Genomic DNA, 26,480 nt, shown 5'->3' on the forward strand with positions numbered 1-26,480 from the left:
TCAGCGCCCTTGGGGCCAGGTTGGCTGCGTGCTGCCAGAGACCAGGGGAGAACGGATGCTCGGAAAGTCGCGCAGGGCCGTGGGACGATCGTTCGGGACGTTACTCGTCGCGCTCGGTGCCTGCAGCGTTGGCGTGTCCTTGCTCGCGATCGTTCCCGCTCATGTTTTGGCTGCCGACACGACTGTGCCGGCCACGCCAGCGGTCAAAGCCGCACCGGCGTCATCTCCTCGTGCTTCCGCTTCTGTCTCTTCCTCTGTCGCTTCCCCCGTCTCTTCCCCGAGCGGCACGCCGTCGCCGACCGGCGTCGACCAGCGCGTGCTGCGCAGCGACGGGGCATACGCCAACCTCCACGTCTTCCGTCCGCCTGCGGCTTGCCGCGGTGTCGCGGTGCTCAGTCCCGGTGCGGGTGACGATCGCGATGCGCTCTCGTGGCTGGGGCGCGCACTCTCCCAATACGGATGGCTGAGCGTCACGATGGCGCACAAAGAAAGCGGCCGAGACGCATTGCGCGACCGGGTGCGCAACGGTGGCTTGCGAGACGGTTTGCTGGCGCTCACTACGGACCCCGAAGCGTATGACGACCGGCTCGAAGATGCTGGCGCGGCGTTGCATTGGGCGCGCGGGCAGTGCCACACCGGGCCGGCTGTCTTCGCGGGACACTCCATGGGCGCCGTCACCGTCATGATCGAAGCGGGCGCGAAAAACAAGCTCGGGCTCGATAGCGACGACCGCTTCGACGGCTACATCGCGCTCTCTCCGCTGGGCAAAGGGCCGATCTTCCCGGCGGGCGCATGGCACGACATCCGCAAGCCTGCGCTGCTCGTGACCGGCACACGCGACGAGCCGCTCGACGGCAAATGGCAGACGCGAACCGAGCCCTTCGCCGACATGCCGGCGGGGTGCCATTGGCTGGCGGTCGTCGATGGCGCGACCCACTTCAACTTTGCCGGTTTCGGTTACGGACATGGCGACATCGAAGCCAAAGTGCTGCCGCTCATCGAGCGCTTCCTCGATAACCTGAGCGCGCACCGGTGCGCCGTGCCCACGCCTGCGGCCGGCGTGAAGTTCGACACAAAATAGCGCGAACCATGGCCGAACAGGACCTTACACGCGGACCCATTGGCAAGACCTTGTTCTGGTTCTCGCTGCCGGTGCTCGGCAGCAATGTGTTGCAGTCCCTGAACGCGTCCATCAACGCCATGTGGATCGGTCACTATCTGGGCGAGTCCGCGTTGACGGCGGCCTCCAACGCCAACATCCTGCTGTTCTTTCTGCTCGGTGTCGTCTTTGGCATCAGCATGGCCAACACCATCCTCATCGGCCAGTCCATCGGTGCCAAAAACACTTTGCTCACGCGGCGCATCGTTGGCACCAGCGCGACATTCTTCGTCCTCATGTCGACGGCGGTGGCCGTGTTCGGGTACGTCTTCACACCAGAGCTACTGAACGCGCTCGGCACCCCGAGCGATGCGCGCGAATTCGCCATTGCCTACCTGCGCATCATCTTCGTGGCGTTGCCCGTCATGTACTTCTACAACTTCGTCATGATGTCGCTGCGCGGGGCGGGAGACGCGCGCACCCCGTTTCGCTTCATGCTCCTCTCGGCGGGCCTCGACGTCGCCCTCAACCCCTTGTTCATCTTCGGCTGGGGGCCGATACCGCCCTTCGGCATTGCGGGTTCGGCGGGCGCGACACTCATTGCGCAGACCGTCAGCCTGGCTGTCCTGATGTACACCTTGTACCGGCGTCGCGATCCGTTGTGGCTGCAACGCAAAGACTGGAAATACCTGCGTATCGATGTGGGCCTGCTGCGGCTGCTCATCGTCAAGGGATTGCCCATGGGATTGCAGATGGTCGTCATCTCGTCGTCCGCTATGGTCATGATGGGGTTCGTCAACGGATACGGATCGCAGACGACGGCGGCTTACGGCGTGGCGTCGCAACTGTGGACCTACGTCCAGATGCCCGCGTTGGCCATCGGTGCGGGTGTGTCGTCCATGACTGCGCAGAACGTCGGGGCGGGACTGTGGGATCGGGTTTCGAAAATCGGACGCGTTGGCGTGGGGCTGAACTTCGTCATGACCGGCACCCTCGTCGTGGCCATCCTGCTCTTCAACCGTCAGTTCATGAACGCCTTCCTGCCTGACGACGGCCATGCCATCTCCGTCGCTCAGCACATCAACGCCGTGGTCGCGTGGTCCTTCGTATTGTTTGGCGTGACCATCGTGCTCTTCGGCGTCGTGCGGGCGACCGGGGCGGTTGCGGCGCCGCTCGTCATCCTGTTCGTCTCACAGTGGGTCATCCGGTTGCCGTTTGCGTGGCAGATGCAGAAAAGCTGGGGCGCCGAGGCCATTTGGTGGAGCTTCCCGCTCGGGTTTGCCGTCTCGCTTGTTATGGCGCTGGCTTACTACAAATGGGGCAATTGGCGTGGCGCGCGCATGTTGCCGAAGGCCGGGCCGCCGGCGGTTGCGCAGACCGAAGATGCGGCGAGTGCCGCTGCCGGACCTGCGCCGTTGCCCGTGCCCCTTGCCACGTCAGTGCCGACACCTTCGTCAGACGAACCGAGCGGCGACCGACGCCCTTAGCATTTCATCCTCGCCATTACTGCGCGTGCCCGACCCAGGGCGAAGCGGACTCGGCCAGCGCGGCACGCAGCCATTTCAGCAATGCTTCCTTCGCCGGATTCGCGGCGAACGGTTCGCGCGCGAGCGCGACGTAGCCTGAGCCATCGCGGATAAAGCCGTAGGGTGCGACGAGGCGGCCGGCGTTCAGCTCGTCGCAGACCATATAGACCGACCCGATGGCGGCACCGAGCCCGGCCCCAGCCGCTTGCAGACTCAAATAGAAATGTTCGAACGGCGGCGCGGTTGAGCTGGGTTCGAAACGTGGCATTGGCGAAGTGCCGGCCCGTTTGCTCGCGCGCATGGCGCGGAGCCAGTCCTGCCAGGCGTGGGGACGAGTGCGAGTATCCAGTTGCGTCAGACGGGGCGAATCGAACGAGGCGGCGAGTCCGACGGGACCGATCCATTCGTCGGCCAGGGGTTCGGCGATGAGCGAGTGTCCCCAGAAAAAGTCATTGCGTCGGATGGCGACGTCTACTTCTGCGCGTTCGAAATCGAGGGGACCACCGGCGGAATGGAGATGCAGCGCGATATCCGGGTGGATTTGGGCGAACGTGCCGAGGCGGGGAATGAGCCAGCGCATGGCGAGCGTGGGTTCGCAGGAGACGACGAGCGTGCGGGAAGACGAGGGGGGATGGAGGCTGTCGACTGTGGTGGCGAGTTGCTCGAACATTTGCCGGGTGGTGGCGTGGAGTCGTTCGCCGGCGGGGGTGAGGAAGACGGCGCGGTTACGGCGTTCGAAGAGGGGGAGGCCGAGGGCGAGTTCGAGGGTACGGATTTGTCGGCTGACGGCGCCGTGCGTGACGAACAGGCGGTCGGCGGCGCGAGCGAAGCTGAGTTCGTTGGCGGCGACGTCGAAGACCTGGAGGGCGTTGAGGGGCAGCGATCGCTTCATGCGTGAGAAATTATCACGAATAGACGGCTAAATTCATCGTTTTCCGGAAAAGAAAGACGGCGTCAGAATACCGTCAGAGAAAAACAGCCAAGACGCCGCGCGAAGAACGAAGCAAAGGGCGAAATAAGCAAGGCAAGGTAAAAGGCGCGAGGAGCGACGGATCGGGGCCCTGTTCTGAACCGAGTTGGGTTTATGTCTGAGGGGCGGAATAGGGCGCCGGTCCGTCGCGGGGCGAGTTATCGGACGGGTCGGCCAAAGAAAAAAACCGGATCAAAAAACAGAGTGAGAAATAGTCATGCAAGAGCTACTGGCGGTAATGACCATTACTGTATTGGCGGTGATCAGTCCCGGAGCCGATTTCGCGATGGTGACGAGGGCGAGTTGGCGGCATGGGAGGCGGGCGGGGTTGTGGGTGGCGGTGGGGATAGCGGCCGGGGTGCAGGTGCATGTGGCGTACACGCTGGTTGGGGTGGGGTTATTGATCGGGCAGTTGCCGTGGTTGTTCACTGTCATCAAGTGGATAGGTGCGGCGTATCTCGCATATATCGGCTGGCGGACATTGAAAGACCGTTCCCTGGTAGTGGACGTTACCCAGGAGCGGCGAGCCACGGCGTCGCCAGTGTCCGACGATAGTGACCGGGCGCGCTGGCGGGAGGCAGCACAGGCGTTGCGAACCGGCTTTTTCACCAACGCATTGAACCCGAAGACCACGTTATTCGTGGTGAGCACCTTCACGCAGGTCGTTCACCCGGGCACCGGATGGGCGCTCGGCCTGGCCTATGGTGCGTTCATGTCGTTCGCGCATTGGGTGTGGTTCAGCCTCGTCGCGCTGGGCTTCTCGGCTGGTTGGATGCGCGCGGCCATGATCCGTCGGCAGCATCTCGTGAGGCGCAGCATCGGCGGTGCGCTCATGGCGCTGGGCGGGTTGCTTGCGATGGCGGCTCGCTGACATTGAGTGGGCCAGTTTTCCAAATTGACGCGATAACACGAAAAATGGCGCAGAAATGTCGTGTGAATGTCTCGTAAATGACCCAAAACGGGCAGATAAGGCAACGCAGCGCTTACATTTCGCCCCCTGGTCACAAATAGTCACAAATTTGTGATTCGCTGCGAGCGCCGTCACAGCAGACGATTGGGGTGATGTAAGTACTCGCTTCGAAGGTTTTGCCGGCGTATCTTTAGTCAATCGGTAAATGAACGGGTAAAATTGCGCGTTCTGCGTACGTTGGCCGCGGCCAATACGCGCTTACATGCCCCCCATTGCCGATGGAATTCCTGCCCAACGCGGTTCCCCGCATGATTTCCCACCGTGCCTTGCGCCTGGCGATCGCCAGCGTGCTCAGCGTCTGCGCGCTCGTGTCCGGCGCAGCCCATGCTTTCTCGTTCGACGACGTCGCCAAAGAGGCTCGCACGCTCGCGAACAGTCGTTACAAACCCAAAGACCCCAACCTGCCCAAAGAGCTTCAGAACCTCAACTACGACCGCTATCGCAATATCCGCTTCAAGCCCGAAAAGGCCCTGTGGCGTGCGCAAAAACTGCCGTTCGAGCTGATGTTCTTCCATGAGGGCTCGTACTACGACCGTCCCGTCAAGATCAACGAACTGATGGGCAACAGCGTGCGTGAAATCCGCTACAGCCCCGACATGTTCGATTTCGGCGCGCTCAAACTCGATCCGAAACAACTGCGTGGCCTGGGCTTCGCAGGGTTCCGCGTCCACTTTCCGGTCAACACCCCCAAATACAAAGACGAAGTCATGGTCTTCCTCGGCGCGAGCTACTTCCGCGCGCTGGGTAAAAACCAGACCTACGGCTTGTCCGCGCGTGGACTTGCGCTCGACACCGCCCTCAACTCCGGCGAAGAATTCCCGCGCTTCACCGAATTCTGGATTCAACGCCCCGCGCCCGGCGCCAAAGAACTCGTCATCTACGGCCTGCTCGATTCGCCCCGTGCGACCGGTGCTTACCGCTTCACGCTGCGTCCCGGCGTCGACACCATCGTCGACGTCAAATCCGAACTGTTCCTGCGCGAGAACGTCACCAAACTCGGTATCGCGCCGCTCACCAGCATGTTCTTCTTCGGCGAAAACCAGCAGCCGCCCGCGCCCGACTATCGCCCCGAAGTCCATGATTCCGATGGCCTTTCCATCCAGTCCGGTACCGGGGAGTGGATCTGGCGTCCGCTCGTCAATCCCAAGCGATTGCTCGTGTCGTCCTTCGCGTTGTCCAACCCCGCCGGTTTCGGGCTGATCCAGCGCGATCGCGACTTCAACAACTACCAGGATCTCGAAGATCACTACGAATCGCGTCCGAGCGCCTGGGTCGAGCCCAAGGGGAAATGGGGTCAGGGCCGCGTCGAACTCGTGCAGATTCCCACGCCTGACGAGACCAACGACAACATCGTCGCGTACTGGGTGCCCGATGCGCCGCCCAAGCCCAAGCAACCGTATTCGCTTGAATACCGGCTCTCGTGGCAAAAAGACAACGACAAGCGCCCGCCTTTGGCGTGGGTCACACAAAGCCGTCGTGGACACGGCTACCGGGGAAAACCAGACGACAGCTTGCTGTTTGCGCTCGACTTCGAAGGCCCGGCACTGAAGAAACTGCCCGACGACGCCAAGGTCGAAGGCAATGTGTCCATCGACGGCAACGGCAAGATCCTTGAAGTGCAGACGCAGCGCAATGACGTCACGGGAGGCTATCGCGTCATGCTTCGCATGCGCCGCCTCGATTCCGAGAAACCCGTCGAAATGCGCGCTTACCTGCGCAACGGCAGTAACACCCTATCCGAAACGTGGAGCTACCTGTTACCCCCCGAGTGAGCGAGCGCTCCGATATTCCGGTCGACGAACTTTACGTCGACCGGTTGCCCCTGCCTGCCGAAAAACGCCGTGCCCTGCTCGCACAAGCGCAGCGTGACGGCGGTGATTCGCTAGACGTCCTCACCCGCTTGCAGCGCCTGCTCGTCGCGCGCGTGACGAATGACGCTGGCAGCGGTGGGGCGTCTGCGCCCGGCATGTCTGCCGACGATACGGACGATACGGACGCTGCGCACGCTGCCGCCGATGCCGCAGAAGCGCCGGCAGACGGGCAAACCGAAACCACCGTCGCCACCGCCACCGTGGCGACGGCGGCGTGGCACGCTCACGATCTCGCCGAGATCGAGTCCGACAGCGATGCCGTGCTCGCGTCGCAGCCCGTGCGTCTCTCGCTCACCGATGGCGGATCGCTTGCCGCCGCGGCCGGCCTGAACGACGTGCGCGGTGTGCAGACCCTGCGCGTTGCGCCGCCTGTGCGCCGCACGTCGCTCATTCCGCGGCCCTGGTCGCTCAACCCGCTCGCGCGGTTGTGGCGCAAGCTCATCGGCCGCAAAGATCCCGATCCGCTCGTGCGCGATGCCCCCGATCCCAAGGGCAAATGGTCCCAGGCGGGACGTCGCCGCCGCTGGATGCTGCTCACGCTGATGATCGCGCAGACCGCACTCGCCACGCACTTCATGGCGTCGGTGCTGCCGTATCACGGCGCCGATCCGCTCGAATTCGCCGTGCTCGCGCTGTTCGTGCTGCTCTTCGGCTGGGTCTCCGCCGGCTTCTGGACAGCCATCTTCGGCTTCTTCGTCCTGCTGTTCGGCGGCGAGCGTCACATGATCTCGAAGATGGCGGCGGGCGATGCGCCCATTGCGCCGGACGCGCGCACCGCCATCGTCATGCCGATCTGCAACGAAGACGTCGGCCGCGTGTTCGCCGGATTGCGCGCGACCTACGAGTCGCTCGCCAAGACCGATTCGCTCGAACGTTTCGATTTCTTCATCCTGTCGGATTCCAACGAGGCCGATAACTGCACCGCCGAAGTCGACGCGTGGCAGGCGCTGTGCCGCGAAGTCGATGGCTTTGGCCGCATCTTCTATCGCCGCCGTCAGCGCCGCGTGAAGCGCAAGAGCGGCAACCTCGACGACTTCTGCCGTCGCTGGGGCAGCGACTATCGCTACATGATCGTGCTCGATGCGGATAGCGTCATGAGCGGCGAGTGCCTGACCAAGCTGGCGCGCATGATGGAAGCGCATCCGAGTGCCGGTCTGATTCAGACCGCGCCGCTCGCGGCGGGGCGCGAGACGTTTTACGCCCGGCTGCAACAGTTCGCCGGACGCGTCTACGGCCCGCTTTTCACCGCGGGTCTGCACTACTGGCAACTCGGCGAATCGCACTACTGGGGCCACAACGCGATCATCCGTCTCAAGCCCTTCATGGAGCATTGCGCACTCGCGCCGCTACCGGGCAAGGGCGCGATGTCCGGGGCGATTCTCTCGCACGACTTCGTTGAGGCGGCGCTCATGCGACGGGCGGGCTGGGGCGTGTGGATCGCCTACGATCTGCCCGGCAGTTACGAAGAAATGCCGCCGAACCTGCTCGATGAGCTCAAGCGGGATCGTCGCTGGTGTCAGGGCAACCTGATGAACTTCCGGCTGTTCCTCGCAGAAGGCATGCACCCGGTGCACCGCGCTGTGTTCGTCACGGGCGCCATGGCCTACGTGTCCGCGCCGCTGTGGTTCATCTTCCTGATCCTCTCGACGTGTCTGCTCGCCAAGCACACGCTTGTGGTGCCCGAGTACTTCACGGCGCCGCGCCAGTTGTTCCCGGTCTGGCCCGAATGGCACCCCGAGCGCGCGCTGGCCCTGTTCTCGGCGACGGCTACGCTGCTCTTCCTGCCGAAGATTCTCGCTGTGGTGCTGATCTGGGCGAAGGGCGCGAAGCGCTTCGGTGGCTGGTTTGCCGTGACCGTGAGCATGTTCATCGAGATGATTTTCTCGGCCGTGCTTGCCCCGGTGCGCATGTTGTTCCACACCCAGTTCGTGCTCGCTGCGCTCACCGGCATTGCGATTCAGTGGAAGTCGCCGCCGCGGGAAGACGCGGAAACGCACTGGGGGGAAGCCATTCGCCGTCACGGGCTGCAAACCGTGATCGGGATGGCGTGGGGCGGGGTCGTCTACTGGCTCAATCCGGACTTCATCTGGTGGCTGATGCCGATCGTCGGCTCGATGATGATCTCGATTCCGGTGTCGGTCTTCTCCAGCCGGGTGTCGCTCGGACGCGCGCTCAAGCGCGCACGTCTGTTCCTGATTCCCGAGGAGTCGTGGCCGCCCAAAGAACTGCGCATGACGGAGAAGTACACCGACGAGGCGCGCAAGCATGTCGGTTTCGTCGACGCCGTGGTCGACCCGATGGCCAACGCGCTGGTGGCCGCCAGCGTCAAGCCGACCCTCGATGACGCGAAGCGCGACGCGTTGCGCGCCGGCCGTGTCGAGACTGCGCTGCTCAAAGGTCCGACCAAGCTGACGAACACGCAGAAGTGGGAGTTGCTCAACGATCCGCGAGCGCTCGCCGCGCTTCACCTGCTGGTGTGGACCGATCCGCGCGCCCATCCCGAATGGTGCGACGCGCGCGCCAACGGGCTGTCGCAGGGGTTTCTCGCGTCGGCCTGAGTCTGACGCCGGGGCCGAGCGCTCTCCGTCAACGGCGTTCGAATGAAAAAACGGCAAGGCATCGCGCCTTGCCGTTTTTACTTGTGCGCTCGAAGTGCATCAAGTCATGCGTTCGATCAGCGCGGCGGCAGGAAGTCGCGCGGATTGAACGGCGTGCCCTTCTGACGCACTTCAAAGTGCAGTTTCACCACACCGTGCGAGTCCGTATCGCCCATCTCGGCAATCTTCTGCCCCTTCGTGACGGACGCGCCTTCCTTGATCAGCAGCGCGCGATTGTGCGCATAGGCAGTGAGATAGCCGTTCTCGTGCTGGACCATTACGAGATTGCCGTAGCCGCGCAAGCCACTTCCGGCGTACACGACCTTGCCAGCGGCCGCTGCGTAAATCGGATCGCCTGGCCGTCCGCCGATATCGATCCCCTTGTTGCTGCTGCCGTTGTAGTTCGACAGGATGTCGCCGGTGGCGGGCCAGGTCATCGGAATCTTGTTGGTCGCCGTGCGCGGTGCGGCAGGGGCGGGCTTGGGAGCCGGCTTCGCTTGTGCACGCGGACGTGCTGCGGCGCCCGACGCCGCACTGCCGCGAGCGCTGCCGGCGCTCCCTGACGAGGCGGCCGGAGTACTCGACGAACCGGCGGGCGGCACTACGCGCAGCACTTGCCCGACCTCGATCTTGTCGGCGTCGGCCAGACGGTTCCAGCGCACCAGATCGGCCGTGCTGGCGTTGTTGGCGCGTGCGATGCCGTAAAGCGTGTCGCCGGACTGCACACGATAGCTGCCGGCGGGCACCGGACCATATGTCGGCGACCCGGCGCAGGCGGCGAGCGTTGCGCAAACGGTAAGACTGAGCAGATGGGTTCGGCAGCGGGCGAGCCAGTGCAGTTGGCGGGGAAGGCGAACTTCAGTTTGCGATCGCAAGGATCGCGCGAGGTGAGTAGGCTCCATCCGTGGGCAGGTAAAAGAAACAGGGGTGGAGGCCCTTTGACGGTCGCGGCGCGTGGCGGAAAGAAAACTTCGCAGGAATGTGCGTCGAAGAGGGGAAAACGTCAGAAAACGGCTTCGGACAGCACAAATCACGGGCCAGACGCGCGAACACGGCATGGGCGCAGGAAAAAACGCCTATTGTACGGGGCGCGATTGCCGGTCGGACAGCTGAAGAGTGCCCAAATTCCCCGCTAATTGCGGAAATTGTTACTTGATTTGCGGTATTTCACCTGTTGACAAGCGTCGGCGCTACACGTATAAAACTAACTGCAGATTGTCAAGCCGCGAAGTTGTTGTCCGACGTAGTTTTCCTGCTTCTCGCTGGTTTCTAGTCCTTCATTTTCCCTTGATTGTCAGCGCTGGAGAGGTCATTCCGACCTCAGGCTATTGTTTTATTAGGAAAAAACATGGAAACCGGTATTGTTAAGTGGTTCAACGACGCAAAGGGCTTCGGCTTCATCACCCCGGACGCCGGCGGTGAAGACCTGTTCGCTCACTTCTCGGAAGTGCGCGCCGAAGGCTTCAAGTCGCTGCAAGAGAACCAACGCGTTGAGTTCGAGGTCAAGATTGGCCAGAAGGGCAAGCAAGCCGCGAACATCAAGCCCCTCTAAGGTTTGATTCGTTTCACGTGATGCTACGTTAGCCTTCGGGCGAGCCAGCCTCCCGCGAACAACAGGCCCGATGACGAAAGTCATCGGGCCTGTTTGTTTTTCCGCGCCCCGCAGATTCGCATGAGACGTGCACGCGAACGATGCCACCGTCACGGTTCGACGCTACAATGCCTGATCGAATCGTGTCAGCATTTTTCCGAGGCAATCATGAGCCTGCAAACCTGGTGGCTGTATGTCGTCACCGTTTTTTTCGTCTCGGCGACACCGGGACCGAATATGCTGCTCGTCATGACGCATGGCGCGCGTCACGGGCTGCGTCCGTCGCTCGGCACCATGGCCGGTTGCATGACGGCGCTTATCGCGATGCTGTCGATTTCCGCGGCCGGTCTGGGGGCTGTGCTCAAGGCGTGGCCGATGCTCTTCGATACCCTGCGCTACGTTGGCGCGGCGTATCTCGTCTATCTCGGTTACAAGAGCTGGCGCTCGCCGGTCAACACGCAGGACGAGGCGGCCAAGCTCGCTACGCCCGCGCTGGCGGCAGATTCGGGTTTCGGCAAGTTGTTCAAATCCGGCTTCCTGGTGGCAGCGAGCAATCCCAAGGCCATTCTTTTCGCCGCAGCGTTCCTGCCGCAGTTCATCGACCCGACGGCCGCCAAGCTGCCGCAGTTCTCGATTCTGCTCGGCACCTTCGCGGTGATCGAGATGAGCTGGTACATGGTCTATGCGACCGGCGGCCTGCGCATCGCACCGTATTTGCGTGAGGCGCGTGTGCTCAAGGCATTCAATCGCATTAGCGGTGGCGTATTCATGGGCTTCGGCGCGCTGATGGCTGCGGTGCATCGCTGATCCGGCGATATGTACACCTCGTGCGAGAGCGCACGGGGAAAGCCGCAGGCACGTGCAAGAAAAGGGAAGACAGCAGGGAAAGGCAAGAAAGGGTGTGAAGGAACACCCGGGTGTGGCGCACGGCACGGGGAGCAGTAGGTTCGTGCGCCGGAGCACTCAATATTTCCGGCCAGTGACCGTTAACGTTCATGCCCCGATGCATGAGACGGTGAGTGAGCGCCGATGGGGCTCGCTGACGTTGCGATACCGGACAGGCATGTCGTCGGCATCGTGCGTTGTCGCGGTTTTAGGCTTTATTACGTACGGCTTGCGTGGTTTTACGCGACCGTCACGGGGACAAATAGAAGATCAGGTATGGAAACGACAGAACCGCAGGTGACACCGGCGCCCACGGACGAAGAGTCTCAACTGCATGACTCGTATCGCATCACCAATCCGCTGGAGATCGGTGGCGTGCTGCGTCATCTGGCGACGCGCGGCGATTTCATGACGGTGTACTTCGCTAACGGCCAGCGTCAGCTCGTTACGCGCCTGCTCAAGGTCGAGCCCCAAGCGCGCGGCTTCTATTTCGACTGGGGCGGTATGGAGACGGAAAACCGGGCGCTGCTCGCCAACAAGCGTGCCTTGTTCGTCGGCGTGCCCGAGGGCATTCAGGTGCATTTCCCCATCGGGGATGTGGAAGAACGCGAGTACGAGGGCTATCCCGCGTTCTATTCGTCCTATCCGGAAACGCTCGTGCGCTTGCAGCGCCGCGACTATTTCCGCGTGAAGACGCCGATCCTCGATCCGTATCAGTGCACGGTCAAGTTCCCGGACGACACGCCGATGCGTCTGGCCGTGTTCGATCTGTCGCTGGGCGGTGTGGGCTTGCGCACGAAGGCCCAGGCTGCCGCCGAGATCCCGAAGGGGTCGATGCTCATGCATGTCGAGATCGAATTGCGCGACTACGGCACCGTGCAGGTCGATCTGGAAGTCTGCGCGGTGCGTGCTGTGCCGCTGGCCAAGGACATCGAGTATCACATCGGCTGCCGCTTCATTGCGCTCTCGCGCACGGCGGAGTCGCGTCTGCAAAAGCTCATCACGCAGCTCGAACTCAATCGCAAGGCGTTCGCGCGCGGCTAAGCGTTCAAGGCATTGTCAGACGAAGCAAACAGGGCGGCCCGCCCTTTTGCTTGGCGTCCATGGGCGTCGCCGGGCGTCATTCGGGGGCCTGAATCCGTAGCGCCGGAATCGCGTGCAGCAACCGCAGCAAATCGGCCTGCCGCCGGCATCCCGTCTTGTCGAAGATGTGACGCAACTGCGTGCGTGCCGTGTTGATGGCGACGTTGGCATCTTGTGCGTATTGCGTGAGCTCGCGCCCAGCGGCCAGCGCCTGCGCGAGCCGCGCCTCGGCCGGCGACAGGCCGAACAGCACCTTGAGCGTGTAGGGGCTAAAGGTGACGCGCCGGTCCAGTTCACCGATCGTGAGCATGGCCATCGGCCGCTGCCAGGGCGCAGCGCAGGCGTGCGATTCGCGCAGCGGCAATACCGTCACCACCCAGTGTTGCGGGCTTTCCTTGTCACCGTTCAGACGATGGCTTCCCGCCACCGGCATCGGCGAGGTCGCATTCGCAATCAGACGCCGCAACGCCTGCTCGTCGCTCGGAAACAGCGCCGCGAACTTCCCGCCCCGAATGCCGACGTAGCGCGTGGCGCCGAGCCGTTGATGCGCGGCAACGTTCAGGTAGTGCGCATGGCTCGTCTCGTCGGTAACGACGATCGCCATATCCAGATGATCGAGCACCGACATGCCCATGGCCGCCTGCGCTTGCAGATGGCGCGTGCCGGCGCGCAGCCGGGCCGCGCGCGCAATGTGATTCGTCAGCATCTCCCATTCGGGCGCGCTGTCGGCGTTTTCGAACGGCGCATGGTCGGGGCTGCGCAAAATCGCCAGCAATTCGCTGGTGCCGTCGGGGCCGTCGAGATGCAGGCCGTACGTATAGCGCACGCCATTGGGAATCAGAAATTCGTTGAACAGCTCGCTACGGGCGACGTAGCGATCGCTCAGATGATGGTGGCACCGCATGGCATGACCGACCGGCTGGCGCAGCATGAGCGCGACGCGCGGATCGGTGGGGGCGCGTTTCTCGACGAACTCGCGGATGAGGTCGGGTGGGGTATCTAGCGAGTGCGAGCTGCGCGTGGCGCAGTGACGCGCGCGATCCCATGTCACGGAATGGAAGCCGATTCCGCCCGCCCACTGATTGAAATCGCGCAATGCCTGGTCCCAACGCGCGTCGTCGAGCACCCCGTCATAGCAAGTGCCGATCAGCGCGTCGAGAGACAACTTTCCCGTTTCGTCCACCATCGCCTCCCGCGGCTATGTTCTGACGAACTTCTCGTGTTGTCTTGCGTCTTGCCTGCGCTCCCGCCCGAGTCTTTCCGTGATTCACCGCGCCCGGAGGTTACGCATAGAGCGTATTCTGGCAAGCGACATCGCGGCCATCAATCGGGGGTCAGTCCTGGCGTTGTTGCATTGCCACATTTGACGCTTCGCCACGCCCTTCGCGCACACCGTCGGGATAGATGCGCACGAGCACGATGCGCGGCCCCTGCATTTTCTTGACGACCACCGAGAAGCCCGCGAAGTCGACCTTCTGGCCTTCCCGGGGCAGGTAGCCCAGCGCGTTCATGATGAGACCGCCCACCGATTCGGCGTGCTCGCTGGGGATTTCGAGGCCCAGCGCGCGCTCCAGGGTGAGGATCGGCAGGCTGCCGCGTCCGATGAGCGTGCCGTCTTCCATACGGGTCCAGTCGTCTTCCGTCTGACGGAATTCGTCGCGGATCTTGCCAACCAGGGCCGAGAGCAGGTTATCGAGCGTGAGAAAGCCGATGGGCTTCTGATCGGGCCATCCCACGATGGCGAAGTGCGGCGCCCCCCGGCGGAAGCGGCTGAACAGTTCGCGCGCGGGCATGTCGGGCTTCACGCGCTCGACCGGACGCGCCATGCTGCCGAGATCCTCGATGGATTGGCCGTGGTGCTCCGCGAGAAAAAGATCCTTCAGATGGACCACGCCGAGCACGGTTTCCCCGTCGTTGTCGAGGAACGGGTAGCGGCTGTAGCGGTGGCGATAGGCCGTGTCCATGTTCTGCTTGAAGGTGGCGCAACGGCGAAAGGCGGCCACTTCGTTCATCGGACGCATCAGATCGGACACCGTCAGATCGCTGAAGTCGATGGCGTAGGCCACGACGTTCCAGTCGTCGCGCGAGAGCTTCTCGCTCGATGCACCCCGACGCATGATGAGCTTGATTTCGTCGGCGGAGTAATGCGCGTCGGTGCCGTGCGCCGGGTCGAGACCGGTCCAGCGCAGCAAACGGTTGGCGCTGTGGTTGAGCACCCAGATCGCCGGATACATCAGCCAGTAAAAGCCGTAGAGCGGGGCTGCCGTCCACACGGAGACCGTCTCCGGCATGCGCAGCGCCATCGACTTCGGCGCGAGTTCGCCCACGACGATGTGCAGGTACGAAATCGTGAAGAACGCAATGAAGAACGCGAGCGCGTGGATCAGTTCCGGGGAGCTCACGCCCACGAGGCCGAACAGCGGCGTGAGAATGCGCGCGAAGGCCGGCTCGCCGATCCAGCCCAGGCCGAGCGAGGCGAGCGTAATGCCGAGCTGGCACGCAGAAAGGTAGGTATCGAGATGGCCGTGAACCTTGGCCAGGATACGGCCGCGCCAACCGCGTTGGCGGGCAATGACATGAACGCGCGTCTGGCGCAGTTTGACGAGGCCGAATTCCGCCGCCACGAAAAAGCCGTTGAGCAACACCAGCAGGATCGCAGCGACGATCAGTAAGAAGTTTTCCAAAATATCGGTAAAGGGACGACAGGCCCGACAGTATAAGTGACAAATGCCGTCGTCAATAAATCACTATGACGTTCCGGTGTTTTGCCGACCGTTCGGGGGCGATTCAGGGGGCTTTCGCGGCGGATGCAGGAAAATTTCTCGCCCGTAAGGCCATGCCGCCGACCCATGTCACCAAAGGCCGAGGCGCGCCAGGCGCGATCAGTTGCGCTCAAGCGCGCGCCAGCCCGGCATGGCGAAGGCCTCGACGAGGAAGTCGATCATGGCCCGGACCTTCGCGCTCAGGTATTTGCGTGACGGATAGACGACGTAGATGCCGCGCTCGCCCTGCGTGTATTCGGAGAGGAATTCGACCAGACGGCCATCGCGCAGGGCGTCCTGCACGAGAAACGCCGGTTGCAGAATGATGCCCGCGCCAGCCAGCGCGGCGGCCACGCACGTGTCGCCGTTATCGGCAATCAGTCGCGCGTGCGTTTGCACGGAGACCGGCCCGTCGGGACCGTCGAAATGCCATTCGCGCCGATGCAGGAAGTAGCTGTAGCCGACCGTCTCGCGTTGGGCGAGCTCACTCGGGTGACGCGGCGTGCCGTGCTGCGCGAGGTAGCCGGGCGAGGCGCACAGCACCAGGCGCGTGCCCGCGAGGCGTCGATGGACGAGCGAGGAGTCGGGTAGACGCGAGATGCGGATCGCCAGATCGTAGCCTTCGTCGACGATGTCGACGAGACGATCGCTTAGCGTGATGTCGAGCGAGACTTGCGGATACTGCGCGAGAAACGTTGGCCAGAGCGGCGCGAGATGCAGCACGCCAAAGGTGTGCGGCGCATTGATGCGCAACGGCCCGGCGGGCTGTCCGTCCTGCTCGCCGGCCATGGCGTCGGCGTCGTCGAGTTCGGTGAGGATCCGGCGGCAGCGCTCGACGTATCGCTGGCCCGGTTCGGTCAGCGACAGACGACGCGTAGTGCGCTGGAGCAAACGCGTGCCCAGCCGCGCTTCGAGATCGGCGACGTAACGCGAGACGGCTGTCTTCGAGATGCCGAGCGACTCGGCAGCGTTCACGAAGCTGCCCGATTCGACCACGGCGATGAAGCACTCGATCTCGCGAAGTTTGTTCATGCCGGGGCGATGCTCCTGGGGATACGTAGATGTCGTAGATACCGATGTCGATGGCGCTATTGTGCCAGCGCGCTCACCTCGGCGAGCGACGGCGCGGCGTTACCGAACGCGAAAGCGTCCATGCGTAGCGCACCGTAAGTGGCGCCGGTGTCGAAGTGTGTTTGCCGTGTGGCGTTATCGGCCGCGCCCAGCGCGACGTAGAGCGGCAACAGGTGCTCGTCGGTCGGATGGGCGCGCTCGGCGTGCGGCGCGCGGGCGCGGTAGTCGAACAGCGCGTCCAGGTCCATCTTCGCGAGATGTTCGGTGAACCACGCGACGAACTCGGCCAGATACGGGGCTTCGGCGCGATCCTCCGACGGGGCGCGGAACACCTCGTGCAGATTGTGCGTGAAGCTGCCCGACGCCAGGATCAGCACGCCGTCTTGCGCAAGCGGTGCGAGCGTCTGTCCGAGCCGGTACTGGTAGTCCGGGCGCATATGACGTTGCAGCGACAATTGCGTGACCGGCACATCGGCGCCCGGATACAGATAACTCAGCGGCACCCACGCACCGTGATCGAGCCCCCATTGGTCGTCGGTGACGGCGGCCAATCCGGCGTCTCGCAACCGCTGCACGGTGCGCTCGGCGAGGGCGGGGGCGCCCGGCGCCGGGTACTCCAGTTCATAGAGTGCGCGCGGGAAGCCGCCGAAATCGTGGATCGTGCGTTGTTGCGCCAGACTGCCCACGCGCGGTGCGGGCGTCGACCAATGCGGGGAAATCACGAGGATCTCCTTCGGACGCGGCACCGCGCGCCCCAACGCCGTCAACAACGGGCCGGTGCGGCCCGGGTCGACCGCGAGCAGCGGCGAGCCGTGGGAGACGAAGAGGGTGGGCAGGGCAGACATGGCAATCACTCCGGCAAAACAACACTTAACAACGCGAAACAACGGGATGCGGCGCAATCCGACGGGTATCAGGCCGTGCGCGCACGGCGAACTGCGAAAGCCCCATCGCCCAGCAGCGCAACGACGAGCAGCGCCACAAGCCAGAGCGCCGGGAATTCCCAGCCGCCGCCCTTGTTGGTGAACAGCCAGCCGTTATGGCCGTGCACCGACACGATGGTGCCGAGGATCAGCGCGGCCAGCGGCAGCGCAGCCCAGCGGGCGTAAAAGCCGGTGATCAGCATCAGGCCGCCGACGAGTTCCAGCGCCATCGTGACATAGGCGACGACCGGCGGAAGACCGAGCGAGCCCATGAAGCCCACGAAGCCGGGAACGGTAAAGACGAACACTTTGAGCGAGAGGTGCGCAAGGAACAGGATACCCAGCGAGACACGCAGCAGCAGCGCAGCGTACGGGGCGGTTTTGGTATCGATCATGACAGGCTCCGGTGAGGGAATCGGGATAACGGAATAGCGGGATAACGGAATCACTAAGGGTCGACTCGGTCATCGGTTTGACGACTGAGACCGTCGACTGAGGTTGTCGACTGACTTAGCCCCGATTCTAGGGAGCGGGATCGTGCAGATAAACGAGCGCGGTGGGGATTGATTGTCCCGACAGTCGGGACAATCAATCAGGGAGGCGTCAAAAGGCAGGCGACGCAGCCGTAAGCGCGGGGAGTGGGCGACGCGGGTGGTGCGGGTGGCCGCTCAGCCGAGCGCGATCATCCGGTCGAGTAATTCGACCCAGTGCTGCACCGGCGCGTGATCGCGGGCGTGCTCGCCTTTGGCCGTCGCCTGCAAATGGCAGATGCAGCCAACGTTGGCCGACACGACGAGTTCGGGATCGAGCGCGTCGAGCGCCTTCCATTTGGCGTCGCGCAGTTGATGCGACAGGTCCGGCTGCGTGACGGAATACGTCCCGGCCGAGCCGCAGCAGATATGACTGTCCTGCGGCAGCATGACATTTACGCCCACGCCGGCGAGCACCTTTTCCACCACGCCCTTGAGTTGCTGGCCGTGTTGCAGCGTGCACGGCGGGTGATAGGCGATCTTGCCTGCCTTGCGGTTCGGCACGCGGCGTTGCAGCGCTTCGAGATTGTCGAGCAGTACTTCGGACAGATCGCGCGCGAGTTCCGAGACACGCTGCGCCTTGCCCGCGTATTGCGGATCGTTGCGCAGCAGATGGCCGTACTCCTTGACCGTCGCGCCGCAACCGGACGCATTGATCACGATCGCCTGCGCACCCGCTTCGATCTCGGGCCACCAGGCGTCGATATTGCGGCGGGCGTCGTCGAGCCCGTCGTCGTGATAGTTCAGATGCAGACGAATTGCGCCGCAGCAGCCGGCAGCCGCCGGTCGCACCATCTCGATGCCGAGGGCGTCGAGCACGCGCGCCGTGGCTTTGTTGACGTTGGGCAGCATGGCCGGTTGCACGCAGCCTTCGAGCATCAGCATGCGACGCGCGTGCTTGGTCTGCGGCCAACTCCCCGAGCGCTGACGATGCGGTACCTTCTCGCGCAGCGAGCGCGGCAGCAGGGTGCGGAATTGCTGGCCCAGACGCAGTGCGGGCGAGAACAGCGCGCGGTTGGGCAACACGCGCGCGAGCGTCCAGCGCAGGGCGCGCTCACCGGCGGGACGCCCGACCTTGGCGTCGACATGGCGGCGGCCGATCTCGGCGAGCCGGCCGTATTGCACGCCCGAGGGGCAGGTCGATTCGCAACTGCGGCAGGTCAGACAGCGATCCAGGTGACGCTGCGTTTCGCGCGTCACGCTCTGGCCTTCGACCATCTGCTTGATGAGATAGATGCGTCCGCGCGGGCCGTCGAGCTCGTCGCCGAGCAACTGATAGGTCGGACAGGTCGCGGTGCAGAAGCCGCAATGCACGCATTTGCGGAGAATGGCTTCGGCTTCGTCGCCATCCGGTGTCTGACGGAGGAATTCTGCGAGGTTCGTTTGCATCGTTCTGTGGTTAGCGATTTACCGGTACAACCGATGGCGGTTGAAGATGCGGCTCGGATCGAAGGCCTGTTGCAGCCGCTCGCCGATCGCTTGCAGTGCGGCCGGCTGCGGTGTGAAGACCCCGTGCGCGCCAGTCGACTTGTCGCCGTGACGAAACAGCGTAGCATGCCCGCCCACCGCTGCGGCAATGGCGCGAATCTCGGCCGGTGCGCGCGACGTGATCCACCATCGCTGCGCGCCGCCCCATTCGATCAGCGAGTCGTCGCTGCCGGCGAGTGGCGGCGTGGTTGGCGGCACCGACAAACGCCACAGCGGCTGGCCGTTGCCCGCCACGGGCGCGGCGGCGAAGAACGGATGCGTCTGCTCGCGCAGCGTCTGCCAGAAGGCGCTGGCTTCGGCGTTGCCGACATGCTCGCCGCCCATGGCGATACGTGCGGCGTCGAGCGCGGCTGCCGCGCCGCCCAGGCGCACGCTCAGCGTGCCCTCGTGCCATGCCGATCCCATGAGCGGCAGGGGCTGGCCACCCCAGCGGTTGAGTTGATCGATGGCTTGCGCCTGCGGCAGCGCGAAACGCAGCGTTGCCTCGGCGACCGGGCGCGGCAGCACCTTGATCGAGAGTTCGAGCAACACGCCGAGCGTGCCGAGTGAGCCGGCGAGCACGCGCGAGACGTCGTAGCCCGCGACGTTCTTCATCACTTGTCCGCCAAAATGTAGGACTTGTCCCTGACCGTTCATCAGGACTGCCCCGAGCACGAAATCGCGGGGGGCGCCGACGTGCGGACGGCGCGGCCCTGCAAGGCCGGCGGCAATGCAGCCGCCCAGCGTTGCGCCGGTGCCGAAATGCGGCGGTTCGAAGGGCAGGATCTGGCCGCATTCGGCCAGCGCCGCTTCGATCTCGACGAGCGGCGTGCCCGCACGGGCGGTGATGACAAGCTCGGCCGGATCGTACGAGACGATGCCGCGATACCCCCGCACGTCGAGCGGCTCGCCCGCCGGCGTCTCGCCATACCAGCGCTTGGTGTTGCCGCCCTGAATGTCGAGCGCAACGCCGCTGGCGGTCGCGGCAAGCACGCGCTCGCGGATCGTGGCGAGGGCTTGCGCGGCCGCTTGCGTCTCCGAATGTGTCTCCAGATCGCGTGGGACGAGCGGGGCGGGCAATGCCGGTGAGATGACTTGGAGCGCTTGCGACATCAGAACCTCGGCAAATCGGGACGGGGCAACAGACCGCCGCGCACATGCAGCTTGCCGTACTCGGCGCAGCGCGCCCGCGTGGGAATGGCCTTGTCGGCGTTGAGCAATCCGGCGGGATCGAAGGCGCGCTTCACGGCGAAGAAGGCGTCGCGCTCTTCCGGGGAGAACTGTACGCACATCGAGTTGATCTTCTCGATGCCGACGCCGTGCTCGCCCGTGACCGTCCCGCCCAGTTCCACGCAGGCTTCGAGAATGTCGCTGCCGAACGCTTCGGCGCGGTGCCATTCGTCCAGATCGTTGCCGTTGAACAGAATCAGCGGGTGCATGTTGCCGTCTCCCGCGTGGAAGACGTTGATGCAGCGCAGGCCGTATTGCGCTTCCATCGCTTCGATGCGCTTGAGGAGTGTGCCGATGGTGCGGCGTGGAATGGTGCCGTCCATGCAGTAGTAGTCGGGTGAGATGCGACCGGCGGCGGGGAAGGCGTTCTTGCGCCCGGACCAGAAGCGCAGGCGTTCGGCTTCGGAGGCGGACACCTGAATGCGGGTGGCGCCCGAGGCGCGCAGCACCGCCGAGACGCGGGCGATTTCCTCGGTGACTTCTTCGGGCGTGCCGTCGGATTCACACAGCAGGATGGCGGCGGCCTCCAGATCGTAGCCCGCGTGCACGAATTCCTCCACGGCTTGCGTGGCCGGCTTATCCATCATCTCCAGGCCGGCGGGAATGATGCCTGCCGCGATGATGGCGGCAACCGCGTTGCCCCCCGCTTCGACGTCGTCGAAGCTCGCCATGATCACTTGCTGGACCTGCGGTTTGGGCACGAGCTTCACGGTGATTTCCGTGACCACGCAGAACATCCCCTCGCTCCCGATGAAGACCGAGAGCAGGTCGAGGCCCGGGGCGTCGAGTGCGTGGGAGCCGAATTCGACGATCTCGCCGTCCATCGTCACAGCACGTACGCGCAAGACGTTGTGCACGGTGAGGCCGTACTTCAGGCAGTGCACGCCGCCGGAGTTCTCGGAGACGTTGCCGCCGATGGTGCAGGCGATCTGCGACGACGGATCGGGGGCGTAGTAGAGACCGTAAGGTGCGGCGGCTTCGGAGACGGCAAGGTTGCGTACGCCCGGCTGCACGGTGGCGGTACGCGCGTAGGCGTCGACTTCGAGAATGCGTTTGAATTTGGCGAGCGAGAGCACGATGCCGTCGGTGATCGGCATGGCGCCACCGGACAGACCGGTGCCCGCGCCGCGCGGTACGACGGGGACGTGGTTCGCGTGGCACGCCCGCAGAATGCGGCAGACCTGATCTTCGTCCGCGGGCAGCACGACAGCCAGCGGCAGTTTGCGATACGCGGCCAGACCGTCGCATTCATACGGCGTGATCTGCTCGCGGTCGGTGAGCCACTGGACGTCGGGCACCGCCGCGCGCAGTGCGGCGAGACGCGTGGCGCGCGTGGTGTCGTCCAGCGTGTCGAGTACGGGCTCGTTGGCGCGGGCGGTCGTTGCTGGCGGCGTGGCTGGCGTTGCGGTCGACGTCGGTGCGCCCGGCGGCGCCGACAGCGTCGGCGGCAGAGGTGATCCGGGCGACACGGATGCCCTGGACGAGGTCAGGGAAGGGGGCGACACATTCGATGCCATCAGGCTTGCTCTCGGACGATCGTTGACGTGTAATGACGTTTAACTGGTGTTTGGCCTACTGGTAGACTGGTCGACCAGTTGTCGGATAACCTCATCGTAAAGGGAATGATCCGATTCCGACTACCGGGTTAACCCTTGGTTTGAGCGGAGTCCTTTAGGGATGCCGGGCGACGGGCGGTGTGCTTGCCCGCAGTGAAGCGGCATCCTGTATCGTGGCGTCTGTGATTTTTCTGTCGAGAACCGAAGCCGACATGTCGTCCAACGAGTCGTCCCAGCCTATGTCTTCCCTACCTGCCAACGCATCTTCGGGTGTCGTCGCGAGTTTTGCGCCGGTGACGCCGCCGCCGCGTCTGCGTCTGTCCGACATGGTCTACGAGCAATTGGAGACGATGGTCGTCGAAGGCCGGCTTGCGCCGGGCTCGGCGTTGCCGTCCGAGCGCGATCTGGCACAGCAGATGGGTGTGTCGCGGCCGTCGCTGCGCGAGGCGCTGCTGCGGCTGGAGTCGCGCGGCCTGATCGTCGGACGCGCCGGGGGCGGCTATCTGGTCGCCAACGCCAGTCAGCCGCTGCTCGCGGAGCCGTTGTCGCAACTGATGTCGCGGCACAGCAAGGCCGTCGGCGATGTGCTGGAGATGCGCGAAGTGCTCGAGGCCAAGGCGGTCGAACTGGCCGCCGAGCGTGCTACGCCGGAGGACATCGCCCGGCTGGGGCAGGCACTCGAAGCGTTGGAGGCGGCCTACGCCGCCGGGCGTGACGGGCTGGACGGTGAGGGGGACGCACGCGGGCAGTCGCTGCTCACCCGTGTGCCCGAGCTGGACGCGCACTTCCATCTGGCGCTGGCCGAAGCGACGCACAACCTGGTGCTGGTGCATCTGATGCACGCCATTTTCGAACTGCTGCGCGGGTCGGTCGTCGACAATTACCGAGCGATTGTCGGACACGGCGCCGATCTGGCCGAGCTGATCGACCAGCACCGTCGTATCTTCAATGCGGTGGCGTCGCACGACGCCGACAGCGCGCTGCGTTCGCTGCACGAACACCTGACCTTCATCCGCAACAATTCGGGCGACGTCGAATCGGTCTGACCCGATGGATTGTGCCGACGGGAGCCCTCGCCAGAGGGCAAATCTCACACTGCGAGACCCGTCAAAACCTCATCGTTTTCCCTGACCTCCGCACCCGGTGGCGTGACGCCGCCCGGGTGCCGGTTTGCGTCGCTTCGGGCCGCTGCGTCCTGCAATGGCACGGATTCCCTGCGTTTGCCGGTTATCGAGCGCTTACCTTCAGTGCGCCCGACAGCACCTGTCGGACAGGTGCGGCACCCGAAATCGGGGCGCCCTCGGGTTGACACTGCCCCGGCCATCGACTAATTTTGGAACCATAAAAAATACTTAATTCGATATATTGAATCTTGTATATCAGATTAAAAGTGACGAATTGACCCTGGTCAATCCCGTGAAAGCGTCCGGGAGCGGGCGCGGCGTCGGCACGGGATTCATCGGAGACATCAGTTGAACAAGCGCAAATTTTCTTTCGGGCAGTCTTCGTGCGACGCAGCGTGCGCACCGGCTGCCCCGTCGTATCCGCCGTCAGTGTCCACGGAAGTGCTTCGTGCGCTGGGGTGTTTCTCCTCTCCCTGCTGCCAGTTGCGGGCAGGCGATCTGGCGACTACGCGTCCGCGAGGCGCGCCCGCCTGAGTGAGGGGATGTGGCTTGCGATGCGATCCGTGCGGTCCATCGTGATACGCCGGCAGCGCAGGTCCATCCGCACTCGAATTTGTTCACCAGTCACCCTTCGGCAGCCGGCAACTTGCCGGCGCGGGCACCTCAAAGGCCTGCGTCGCCGCGCCGAAGCGGGGGCCGGAAGTGTCCTTTGGCACTTCCGAGAGTCAGTCAGCCGGGGCTCAAGCCCTGCGAGCCTGCCGCCAGGCAGTGCTCCGCGATCAAGCGGCCAAACATGAGCCGCACGCAACGCCAGGAGGCGTGCCGTCTGCGCGGATCCCCTATGTCGGGACGCGCGATCGCACGCGATGACGCCGGCCCCCGCACTTGGAGGTGCGGGCCGCCGTCAATCGTCTGACAGGAACAGGAGGCAAGTCATGCAAGCAGCTGCGCAACCGGAGGAGAAGACCTCTTTTCTGGGAGGGCGCTGGTCACAACTGGTGATCGGCATCATCTGTATGGGCCTGGTGGCCAATTTGCAGTATTCGTGGACGTTGTTCGTCGAGCCGATGGAGGCGAAGCACCACTGGGGCATCGCGGCCATTCAGGTGGCGTTCTCGATCTTCATCGTGGTGGAAACGTGGCTGGTGCCGATCGAAGGCTGGCTGGTCGATCGCTTCGGGCCTCGCCCGGTAGTGGCCGGCGGTGCGATCTGCGTGGCGGTGTCGTGGATCCTGTATTCCTACGCCGAAACGCTGACCGTGCTGTACACGGCGGCTGTCATCGCCGGTATCGGTGCGGGTTGCGTGTACGGCACCTGCGTGGGTAATGCGCTGAAGTGGTTCCCGGATAAGCGCGGTCTGGCGGCCGGATTGACGGCAGCCGGTTTCGGCGCCGGTGCGGCCATCACTGTCATTCCGATTGCGAACATGATCCGCGAGTCGGGTTATGAGTCGGCGTTCTTCAACTTCGGCATCGTGCAGGGCGTGGCGATCTTCATCCTCGCGCTGTTGCTGGTCAAGCCGCGTGCACCGAAGGGTGTCACCGTGTCGCGCCGCAACCTCGCCACGAAGGTGGATTACACCTCCGGCCAGATGATTCGCACGCCGGTGTTCTGGGTGATCTACGTGTGTTTCGTTGCGGTGGCCGCTGGCGGTCTGATGGCGACGGCGCAGATCGGGCCGATTGCGAAGGACTACGGTATTGCATCGATGCCGATGACGTTCTTCGGCGCCACGCTGCCGCTGCTCACGATGACGCTGTCGATCGACAACCTGTGCAACGGCTTTACGCGTCCGCTGTGCGGCTTTGTTTCGGACAAGATCGGTCGTGAGAACGCCATGTTCATCATCTTCCTCGGCGAAGGGGTGGCGATGCTCGGGCTGATGCATTTCGGCCAGAACCCGTACATGTTCGTGTTCTTTGCCGCGATGACCTTCCTGTGCTGGGGCGAAATCTTCTCGATCTTCCCTGCGCTGTGTGCGGATACGTTCGGTAGCAAGAATGCGGCGTCCAATGCCGGCACGTTGTACACGGCCAAGGGCACGGCGGCGTTGCTGGTGCCGCTGGCGTCGGTGCTTGCCGTTGGTGGTCATTGGGATCGCGTGTTTATCGCGGCTGCGGTGATCAGCATTACGGCGGCGGTGGCGGCGAAGTTCCTGCTCGCACCGATGCGTCGTCGCTGGATCGAATCCGAAAACAACAACGCGCAAGTGCTGGCAAGCCCGTCGGTTGCCATCGGCGCGCCTGCCAGCGAGTAAGCGAAACGCAGGCAGTTGTCGTTGTAAAGGATTTGGATGGTTGAGCGCGGGGCGCCGGAGACGGTGCCCCGTTTTCGTTTGGGGGATGGCTCGGGTGTGGGCGCGCGATCGGCCGTTCGTCCGCGGAAAACAAAAAAGGCCCGTCATAGACGGGCCTTTCTGTGTTTTGGCTCCTCGACCTGGGCTCGAACCAGGGACCTACGGATTAACAGTCCGGCGCTCTACCAACTGAGCTATCGAGGATCAAACTTGGCAGTCATGCATCGCTGTAACGAGGCATCGACTAAAACAAAGGCCTCGTACGAACGAGGCCATCGCTTCGGTATTCTTGGCTCCCCGACCTGGGCTCGAACCAGGGACCTACGGATTAACAGTCCGGCGCTCTACCAACTGAGCTATCGGGGATCAAAAGAGAAAGCGATTATAGTGGCGGTTTTTAGACACTGTCAACACTCTGGACGCATTTTTTCAGCGTCCGCAGTGCGAAATCCGCCAGCAATGGTCGTGGGCGCTGTGGCTTAGCGCTCGAGCAGGGGGAGCTTTTCCTTGACGTCCTTCCAATCGTCGGCATCGGCCAGCGGCGACTTCGTCTTGGTGATGCTCGGCCAGTTCGGCGACAGCTCAGCATTGAGCGCAATGAACGCCTGCTGGTCGCCCGGCACGTCCTCTTCGGCATAAATGGCATTCACCGGGCATTCGGCCACACAGACTGCGCAATCGATGCACTCGTCCGGGTCGATGGACAGGAAGTTCGGGCCTTCGCGGAAGCAGTCCACGGGGCAAACGTCCACACAGTCGGTGAATTTACATTTAATGCAGCTTTCGGTGACAACGTGCGTCATGCCAACTCCAGAGTAGGGCGCGAAACGGCTTCGAATGGCCGTTAAAGCGCGTATTGTAACGCAGCCCGCCGGAGCCGGTGCGGGAGCGCGACGGTGTCCCGATTGGCGTATATTGCGGCCTTGTG

Annotated in this window: 21 protein-coding genes and 2 tRNA genes; 10 read left to right on the forward strand and 13 right to left on the reverse strand. The window is 63.7% G+C overall.

Annotated elements, in window-relative coordinates; genetic code table 11:
• Window positions 1–133: 133 nt before the first annotated feature.
• Both ACIPHM_RS10485 and ACIPHM_RS10490 read left to right on the forward strand, forming a co-directional pair.
• Window positions 134–1,081 (forward strand): alpha/beta hydrolase family protein, encoded by a 948-nt coding sequence (locus tag ACIPHM_RS10485; protein ID WP_400327569.1) that lies wholly within the window; start codon window positions 134–136, stop codon window positions 1,079–1,081.
• A gap of 8 nt (window positions 1,082–1,089) precedes the next feature.
• Window positions 1,090–2,586 carry an MATE family efflux transporter gene (locus ACIPHM_RS10490; protein ID WP_400327570.1) on the forward strand — a complete coding sequence of 499 codons (1,497 nt, stop codon included), beginning with the start codon at window positions 1,090–1,092 and terminating at the stop codon, window positions 2,584–2,586.
• A gap of 16 nt (window positions 2,587–2,602) precedes the next feature.
• Here the strand turns inward: ACIPHM_RS10490 and ACIPHM_RS10495 are convergent, their stop codons facing one another.
• Complete coding sequence (locus ACIPHM_RS10495; protein ID WP_400327572.1) at window positions 2,603–3,517, reverse strand: LysR family transcriptional regulator; 915 nt, start codon at window positions 3,515–3,517, stop codon at window positions 2,603–2,605.
• Between the two features lie 295 nt (window positions 3,518–3,812).
• On the opposite strand from ACIPHM_RS10495, the gene ACIPHM_RS10500 reads away from it, so the two are divergent.
• The 3 genes from ACIPHM_RS10500 (at window position 3,813) to mdoH (ending at window position 8,994) form a co-directional block, all read left to right on the forward strand.
• The gene (locus ACIPHM_RS10500) at window positions 3,813–4,466 is read left to right on the forward strand and encodes a LysE family translocator (protein ID WP_400327574.1); all 654 of its coding nucleotides are present in this window, start codon (window positions 3,813–3,815) and stop codon (window positions 4,464–4,466) included.
• Window positions 4,467–4,813: 347 nt separating this feature from the next.
• Complete coding sequence (locus ACIPHM_RS10505; RefSeq protein WP_400327576.1) at window positions 4,814–6,337, forward strand: glucan biosynthesis protein G; 1,524 nt, start codon at window positions 4,814–4,816, stop codon at window positions 6,335–6,337.
• A gap of 194 nt (window positions 6,338–6,531) precedes the next feature.
• Window positions 6,532–8,994, forward strand: coding sequence for a glucans biosynthesis glucosyltransferase MdoH (mdoH, locus tag ACIPHM_RS10510; RefSeq protein WP_400328230.1), 2,463 nt, complete (start codon window positions 6,532–6,534; stop codon window positions 8,992–8,994).
• 116 nt (window positions 8,995–9,110) lie between these two features.
• On the opposite strand, the gene ACIPHM_RS10515 is transcribed toward mdoH, so the two are convergent.
• Window positions 9,111–9,908, reverse strand: coding sequence for a peptidoglycan DD-metalloendopeptidase family protein (locus tag ACIPHM_RS10515; RefSeq protein WP_400327578.1), 798 nt, complete (start codon window positions 9,906–9,908; stop codon window positions 9,111–9,113).
• Between the two features lie 473 nt (window positions 9,909–10,381).
• On the opposite strand from ACIPHM_RS10515, the gene ACIPHM_RS10520 reads away from it, so the two are divergent.
• From ACIPHM_RS10520 to ACIPHM_RS10530, 3 genes are all read left to right on the forward strand, one after another.
• Window positions 10,382–10,585 carry a cold-shock protein gene (locus tag ACIPHM_RS10520; RefSeq protein ID WP_400327580.1) on the forward strand — a complete coding sequence of 68 codons (204 nt, stop codon included), beginning with the start codon at window positions 10,382–10,384 and terminating at the stop codon, window positions 10,583–10,585.
• Between the two features lie 207 nt (window positions 10,586–10,792).
• Window positions 10,793–11,431 carry a LysE family translocator gene (locus ACIPHM_RS10525; protein ID WP_400327582.1) on the forward strand — a complete coding sequence of 213 codons (639 nt, stop codon included), beginning with the start codon at window positions 10,793–10,795 and terminating at the stop codon, window positions 11,429–11,431.
• Window positions 11,432–11,785: 354 nt separating this feature from the next.
• Complete coding sequence (locus tag ACIPHM_RS10530) at window positions 11,786–12,553, forward strand: flagellar brake protein (protein WP_400327583.1); 768 nt, start codon at window positions 11,786–11,788, stop codon at window positions 12,551–12,553.
• 76 nt (window positions 12,554–12,629) lie between these two features.
• On the opposite strand, the gene ACIPHM_RS10535 is transcribed toward ACIPHM_RS10530, so the two are convergent.
• The 8 genes from ACIPHM_RS10535 to ACIPHM_RS10570 all read right to left on the reverse strand — a co-directional run bounded on the left by ACIPHM_RS10535 (window position 12,630) and on the right by ACIPHM_RS10570 (window position 22,092).
• On the reverse strand, window positions 12,630–13,757 hold the full coding sequence (locus tag ACIPHM_RS10535; protein WP_400327585.1) for a helix-turn-helix transcriptional regulator: 1,128 nt from the start codon (window positions 13,755–13,757) through the stop codon (window positions 12,630–12,632).
• A gap of 169 nt (window positions 13,758–13,926) precedes the next feature.
• Window positions 13,927–15,276: a hemolysin family protein gene (locus tag ACIPHM_RS10540; RefSeq protein WP_400327587.1), complete on the reverse strand. Its 1,350-nt coding sequence runs from the start codon at window positions 15,274–15,276 to the stop codon at window positions 13,927–13,929.
• A gap of 198 nt (window positions 15,277–15,474) precedes the next feature.
• Entirely contained in the window at window positions 15,475–16,386 is a 912-nt protein-coding gene (locus ACIPHM_RS10545) for a LysR family transcriptional regulator (RefSeq protein ID WP_400327589.1), read from the reverse strand.
• Window positions 16,387–16,442: 56 nt separating this feature from the next.
• A complete protein-coding gene (locus ACIPHM_RS10550) occupies window positions 16,443–17,270 on the reverse strand; it encodes a dioxygenase (RefSeq protein WP_400327590.1) in 828 nt (275 codons plus the stop codon).
• A 68-nt stretch (window positions 17,271–17,338) separates the two neighbouring features.
• Entirely contained in the window at window positions 17,339–17,743 is a 405-nt protein-coding gene (locus ACIPHM_RS10555) for a DoxX family protein (protein ID WP_400327592.1), read from the reverse strand.
• Window positions 17,744–18,016: 273 nt separating this feature from the next.
• Window positions 18,017–19,267 carry a glycolate oxidase subunit GlcF gene (gene glcF, locus ACIPHM_RS10560; protein ID WP_400327594.1) on the reverse strand — a complete coding sequence of 417 codons (1,251 nt, stop codon included), beginning with the start codon at window positions 19,265–19,267 and terminating at the stop codon, window positions 18,017–18,019.
• Between the two features lie 18 nt (window positions 19,268–19,285).
• Window positions 19,286–20,458: a glycolate oxidase subunit GlcE gene (gene glcE, locus ACIPHM_RS10565; RefSeq protein ID WP_400327595.1), complete on the reverse strand. Its 1,173-nt coding sequence runs from the start codon at window positions 20,456–20,458 to the stop codon at window positions 19,286–19,288.
• Window positions 20,458–22,092, reverse strand: coding sequence for an FAD-linked oxidase C-terminal domain-containing protein (locus tag ACIPHM_RS10570; protein ID WP_400327597.1), 1,635 nt, complete (start codon window positions 22,090–22,092; stop codon window positions 20,458–20,460). Before ACIPHM_RS10570 ends, glcE begins: the two co-directional genes overlap by 1 nt.
• A 278-nt stretch (window positions 22,093–22,370) precedes the next feature.
• Here ACIPHM_RS10570 and ACIPHM_RS10575 point away from each other — a divergent pair, with 278 nt between their 5' ends.
• Entirely contained in the window at window positions 22,371–23,177 is an 807-nt protein-coding gene (locus ACIPHM_RS10575) for a FadR/GntR family transcriptional regulator (protein WP_400327599.1), read from the forward strand.
• Between the two features lie 1,013 nt (window positions 23,178–24,190).
• The gene (oxlT, locus tag ACIPHM_RS10580) at window positions 24,191–25,513 is read left to right on the forward strand and encodes an oxalate/formate MFS antiporter (RefSeq protein WP_400327600.1); all 1,323 of its coding nucleotides are present in this window, start codon (window positions 24,191–24,193) and stop codon (window positions 25,511–25,513) included.
• 167 nt (window positions 25,514–25,680) lie between these two features.
• On the opposite strand, the gene ACIPHM_RS10585 is transcribed toward oxlT, so the two are convergent.
• From ACIPHM_RS10585 to fdxA, 3 genes are all read right to left on the reverse strand, one after another.
• Window positions 25,681–25,756, reverse strand: a tRNA-Asn gene (locus ACIPHM_RS10585).
• A gap of 86 nt (window positions 25,757–25,842) precedes the next feature.
• Window positions 25,843–25,918 (reverse strand) — tRNA-Asn (locus ACIPHM_RS10590).
• Window positions 25,919–26,031: 113 nt separating this feature from the next.
• Window positions 26,032–26,355: a ferredoxin FdxA gene (gene fdxA / locus ACIPHM_RS10595; RefSeq protein WP_400327602.1), complete on the reverse strand. Its 324-nt coding sequence runs from the start codon at window positions 26,353–26,355 to the stop codon at window positions 26,032–26,034.
• Window positions 26,356–26,480: the final 125 nt, after the last annotated feature.

The sequence above is a fragment of the Pandoraea sp. NPDC087047 genome (genome assembly GCF_044745225.1).
GTDB lineage: Bacteria > Pseudomonadota > Gammaproteobacteria > Burkholderiales > Burkholderiaceae > Pandoraea.

Coding starts and splice junctions, on each gene's coding strand:
- glcF (WP_400327594.1), bottom strand. CDS start 19,267: ATGCAAACGAACCTCGCAGAATTCCTCCGTCAGACACCGGATGGCGAC.
- ACIPHM_RS10495 (WP_400327572.1), bottom strand. CDS start 3,517: ATGAAGCGATCGCTGCCCCTCAACGCCCTCCAGGTCTTCGACGTCGCC.
- ACIPHM_RS10530 (WP_400327583.1), top strand. CDS start 11,786: ATGGAAACGACAGAACCGCAGGTGACACCGGCGCCCACGGACGAAGAG.
- ACIPHM_RS10545 (WP_400327589.1), bottom strand. CDS start 16,386: ATGAACAAACTTCGCGAGATCGAGTGCTTCATCGCCGTGGTCGAATCG.
- oxlT (WP_400327600.1), top strand. CDS start 24,191: ATGCAAGCAGCTGCGCAACCGGAGGAGAAGACCTCTTTTCTGGGAGGG.
- ACIPHM_RS10550 (WP_400327590.1), bottom strand. CDS start 17,270: ATGTCTGCCCTGCCCACCCTCTTCGTCTCCCACGGCTCGCCGCTGCTC.
- fdxA (WP_400327602.1), bottom strand. CDS start 26,355: ATGACGCACGTTGTCACCGAAAGCTGCATTAAATGTAAATTCACCGAC.
- ACIPHM_RS10575 (WP_400327599.1), top strand. CDS start 22,371: ATGTCTTCCCTACCTGCCAACGCATCTTCGGGTGTCGTCGCGAGTTTT.
- mdoH (WP_400328230.1), top strand. CDS start 6,532: ATGTCTGCCGACGATACGGACGATACGGACGCTGCGCACGCTGCCGCC.
- ACIPHM_RS10525 (WP_400327582.1), top strand. CDS start 10,793: ATGAGCCTGCAAACCTGGTGGCTGTATGTCGTCACCGTTTTTTTCGTC.
- glcE (WP_400327595.1), bottom strand. CDS start 20,458: ATGTCGCAAGCGCTCCAAGTCATCTCACCGGCATTGCCCGCCCCGCTC.
- ACIPHM_RS10520 (WP_400327580.1), top strand. CDS start 10,382: ATGGAAACCGGTATTGTTAAGTGGTTCAACGACGCAAAGGGCTTCGGC.
- ACIPHM_RS10505 (WP_400327576.1), top strand. CDS start 4,814: ATGATTTCCCACCGTGCCTTGCGCCTGGCGATCGCCAGCGTGCTCAGC.
- ACIPHM_RS10570 (WP_400327597.1), bottom strand. CDS start 22,092: ATGGCATCGAATGTGTCGCCCCCTTCCCTGACCTCGTCCAGGGCATCC.
- ACIPHM_RS10500 (WP_400327574.1), top strand. CDS start 3,813: ATGCAAGAGCTACTGGCGGTAATGACCATTACTGTATTGGCGGTGATC.
- ACIPHM_RS10490 (WP_400327570.1), top strand. CDS start 1,090: ATGGCCGAACAGGACCTTACACGCGGACCCATTGGCAAGACCTTGTTC.
- ACIPHM_RS10555 (WP_400327592.1), bottom strand. CDS start 17,743: ATGATCGATACCAAAACCGCCCCGTACGCTGCGCTGCTGCTGCGTGTC.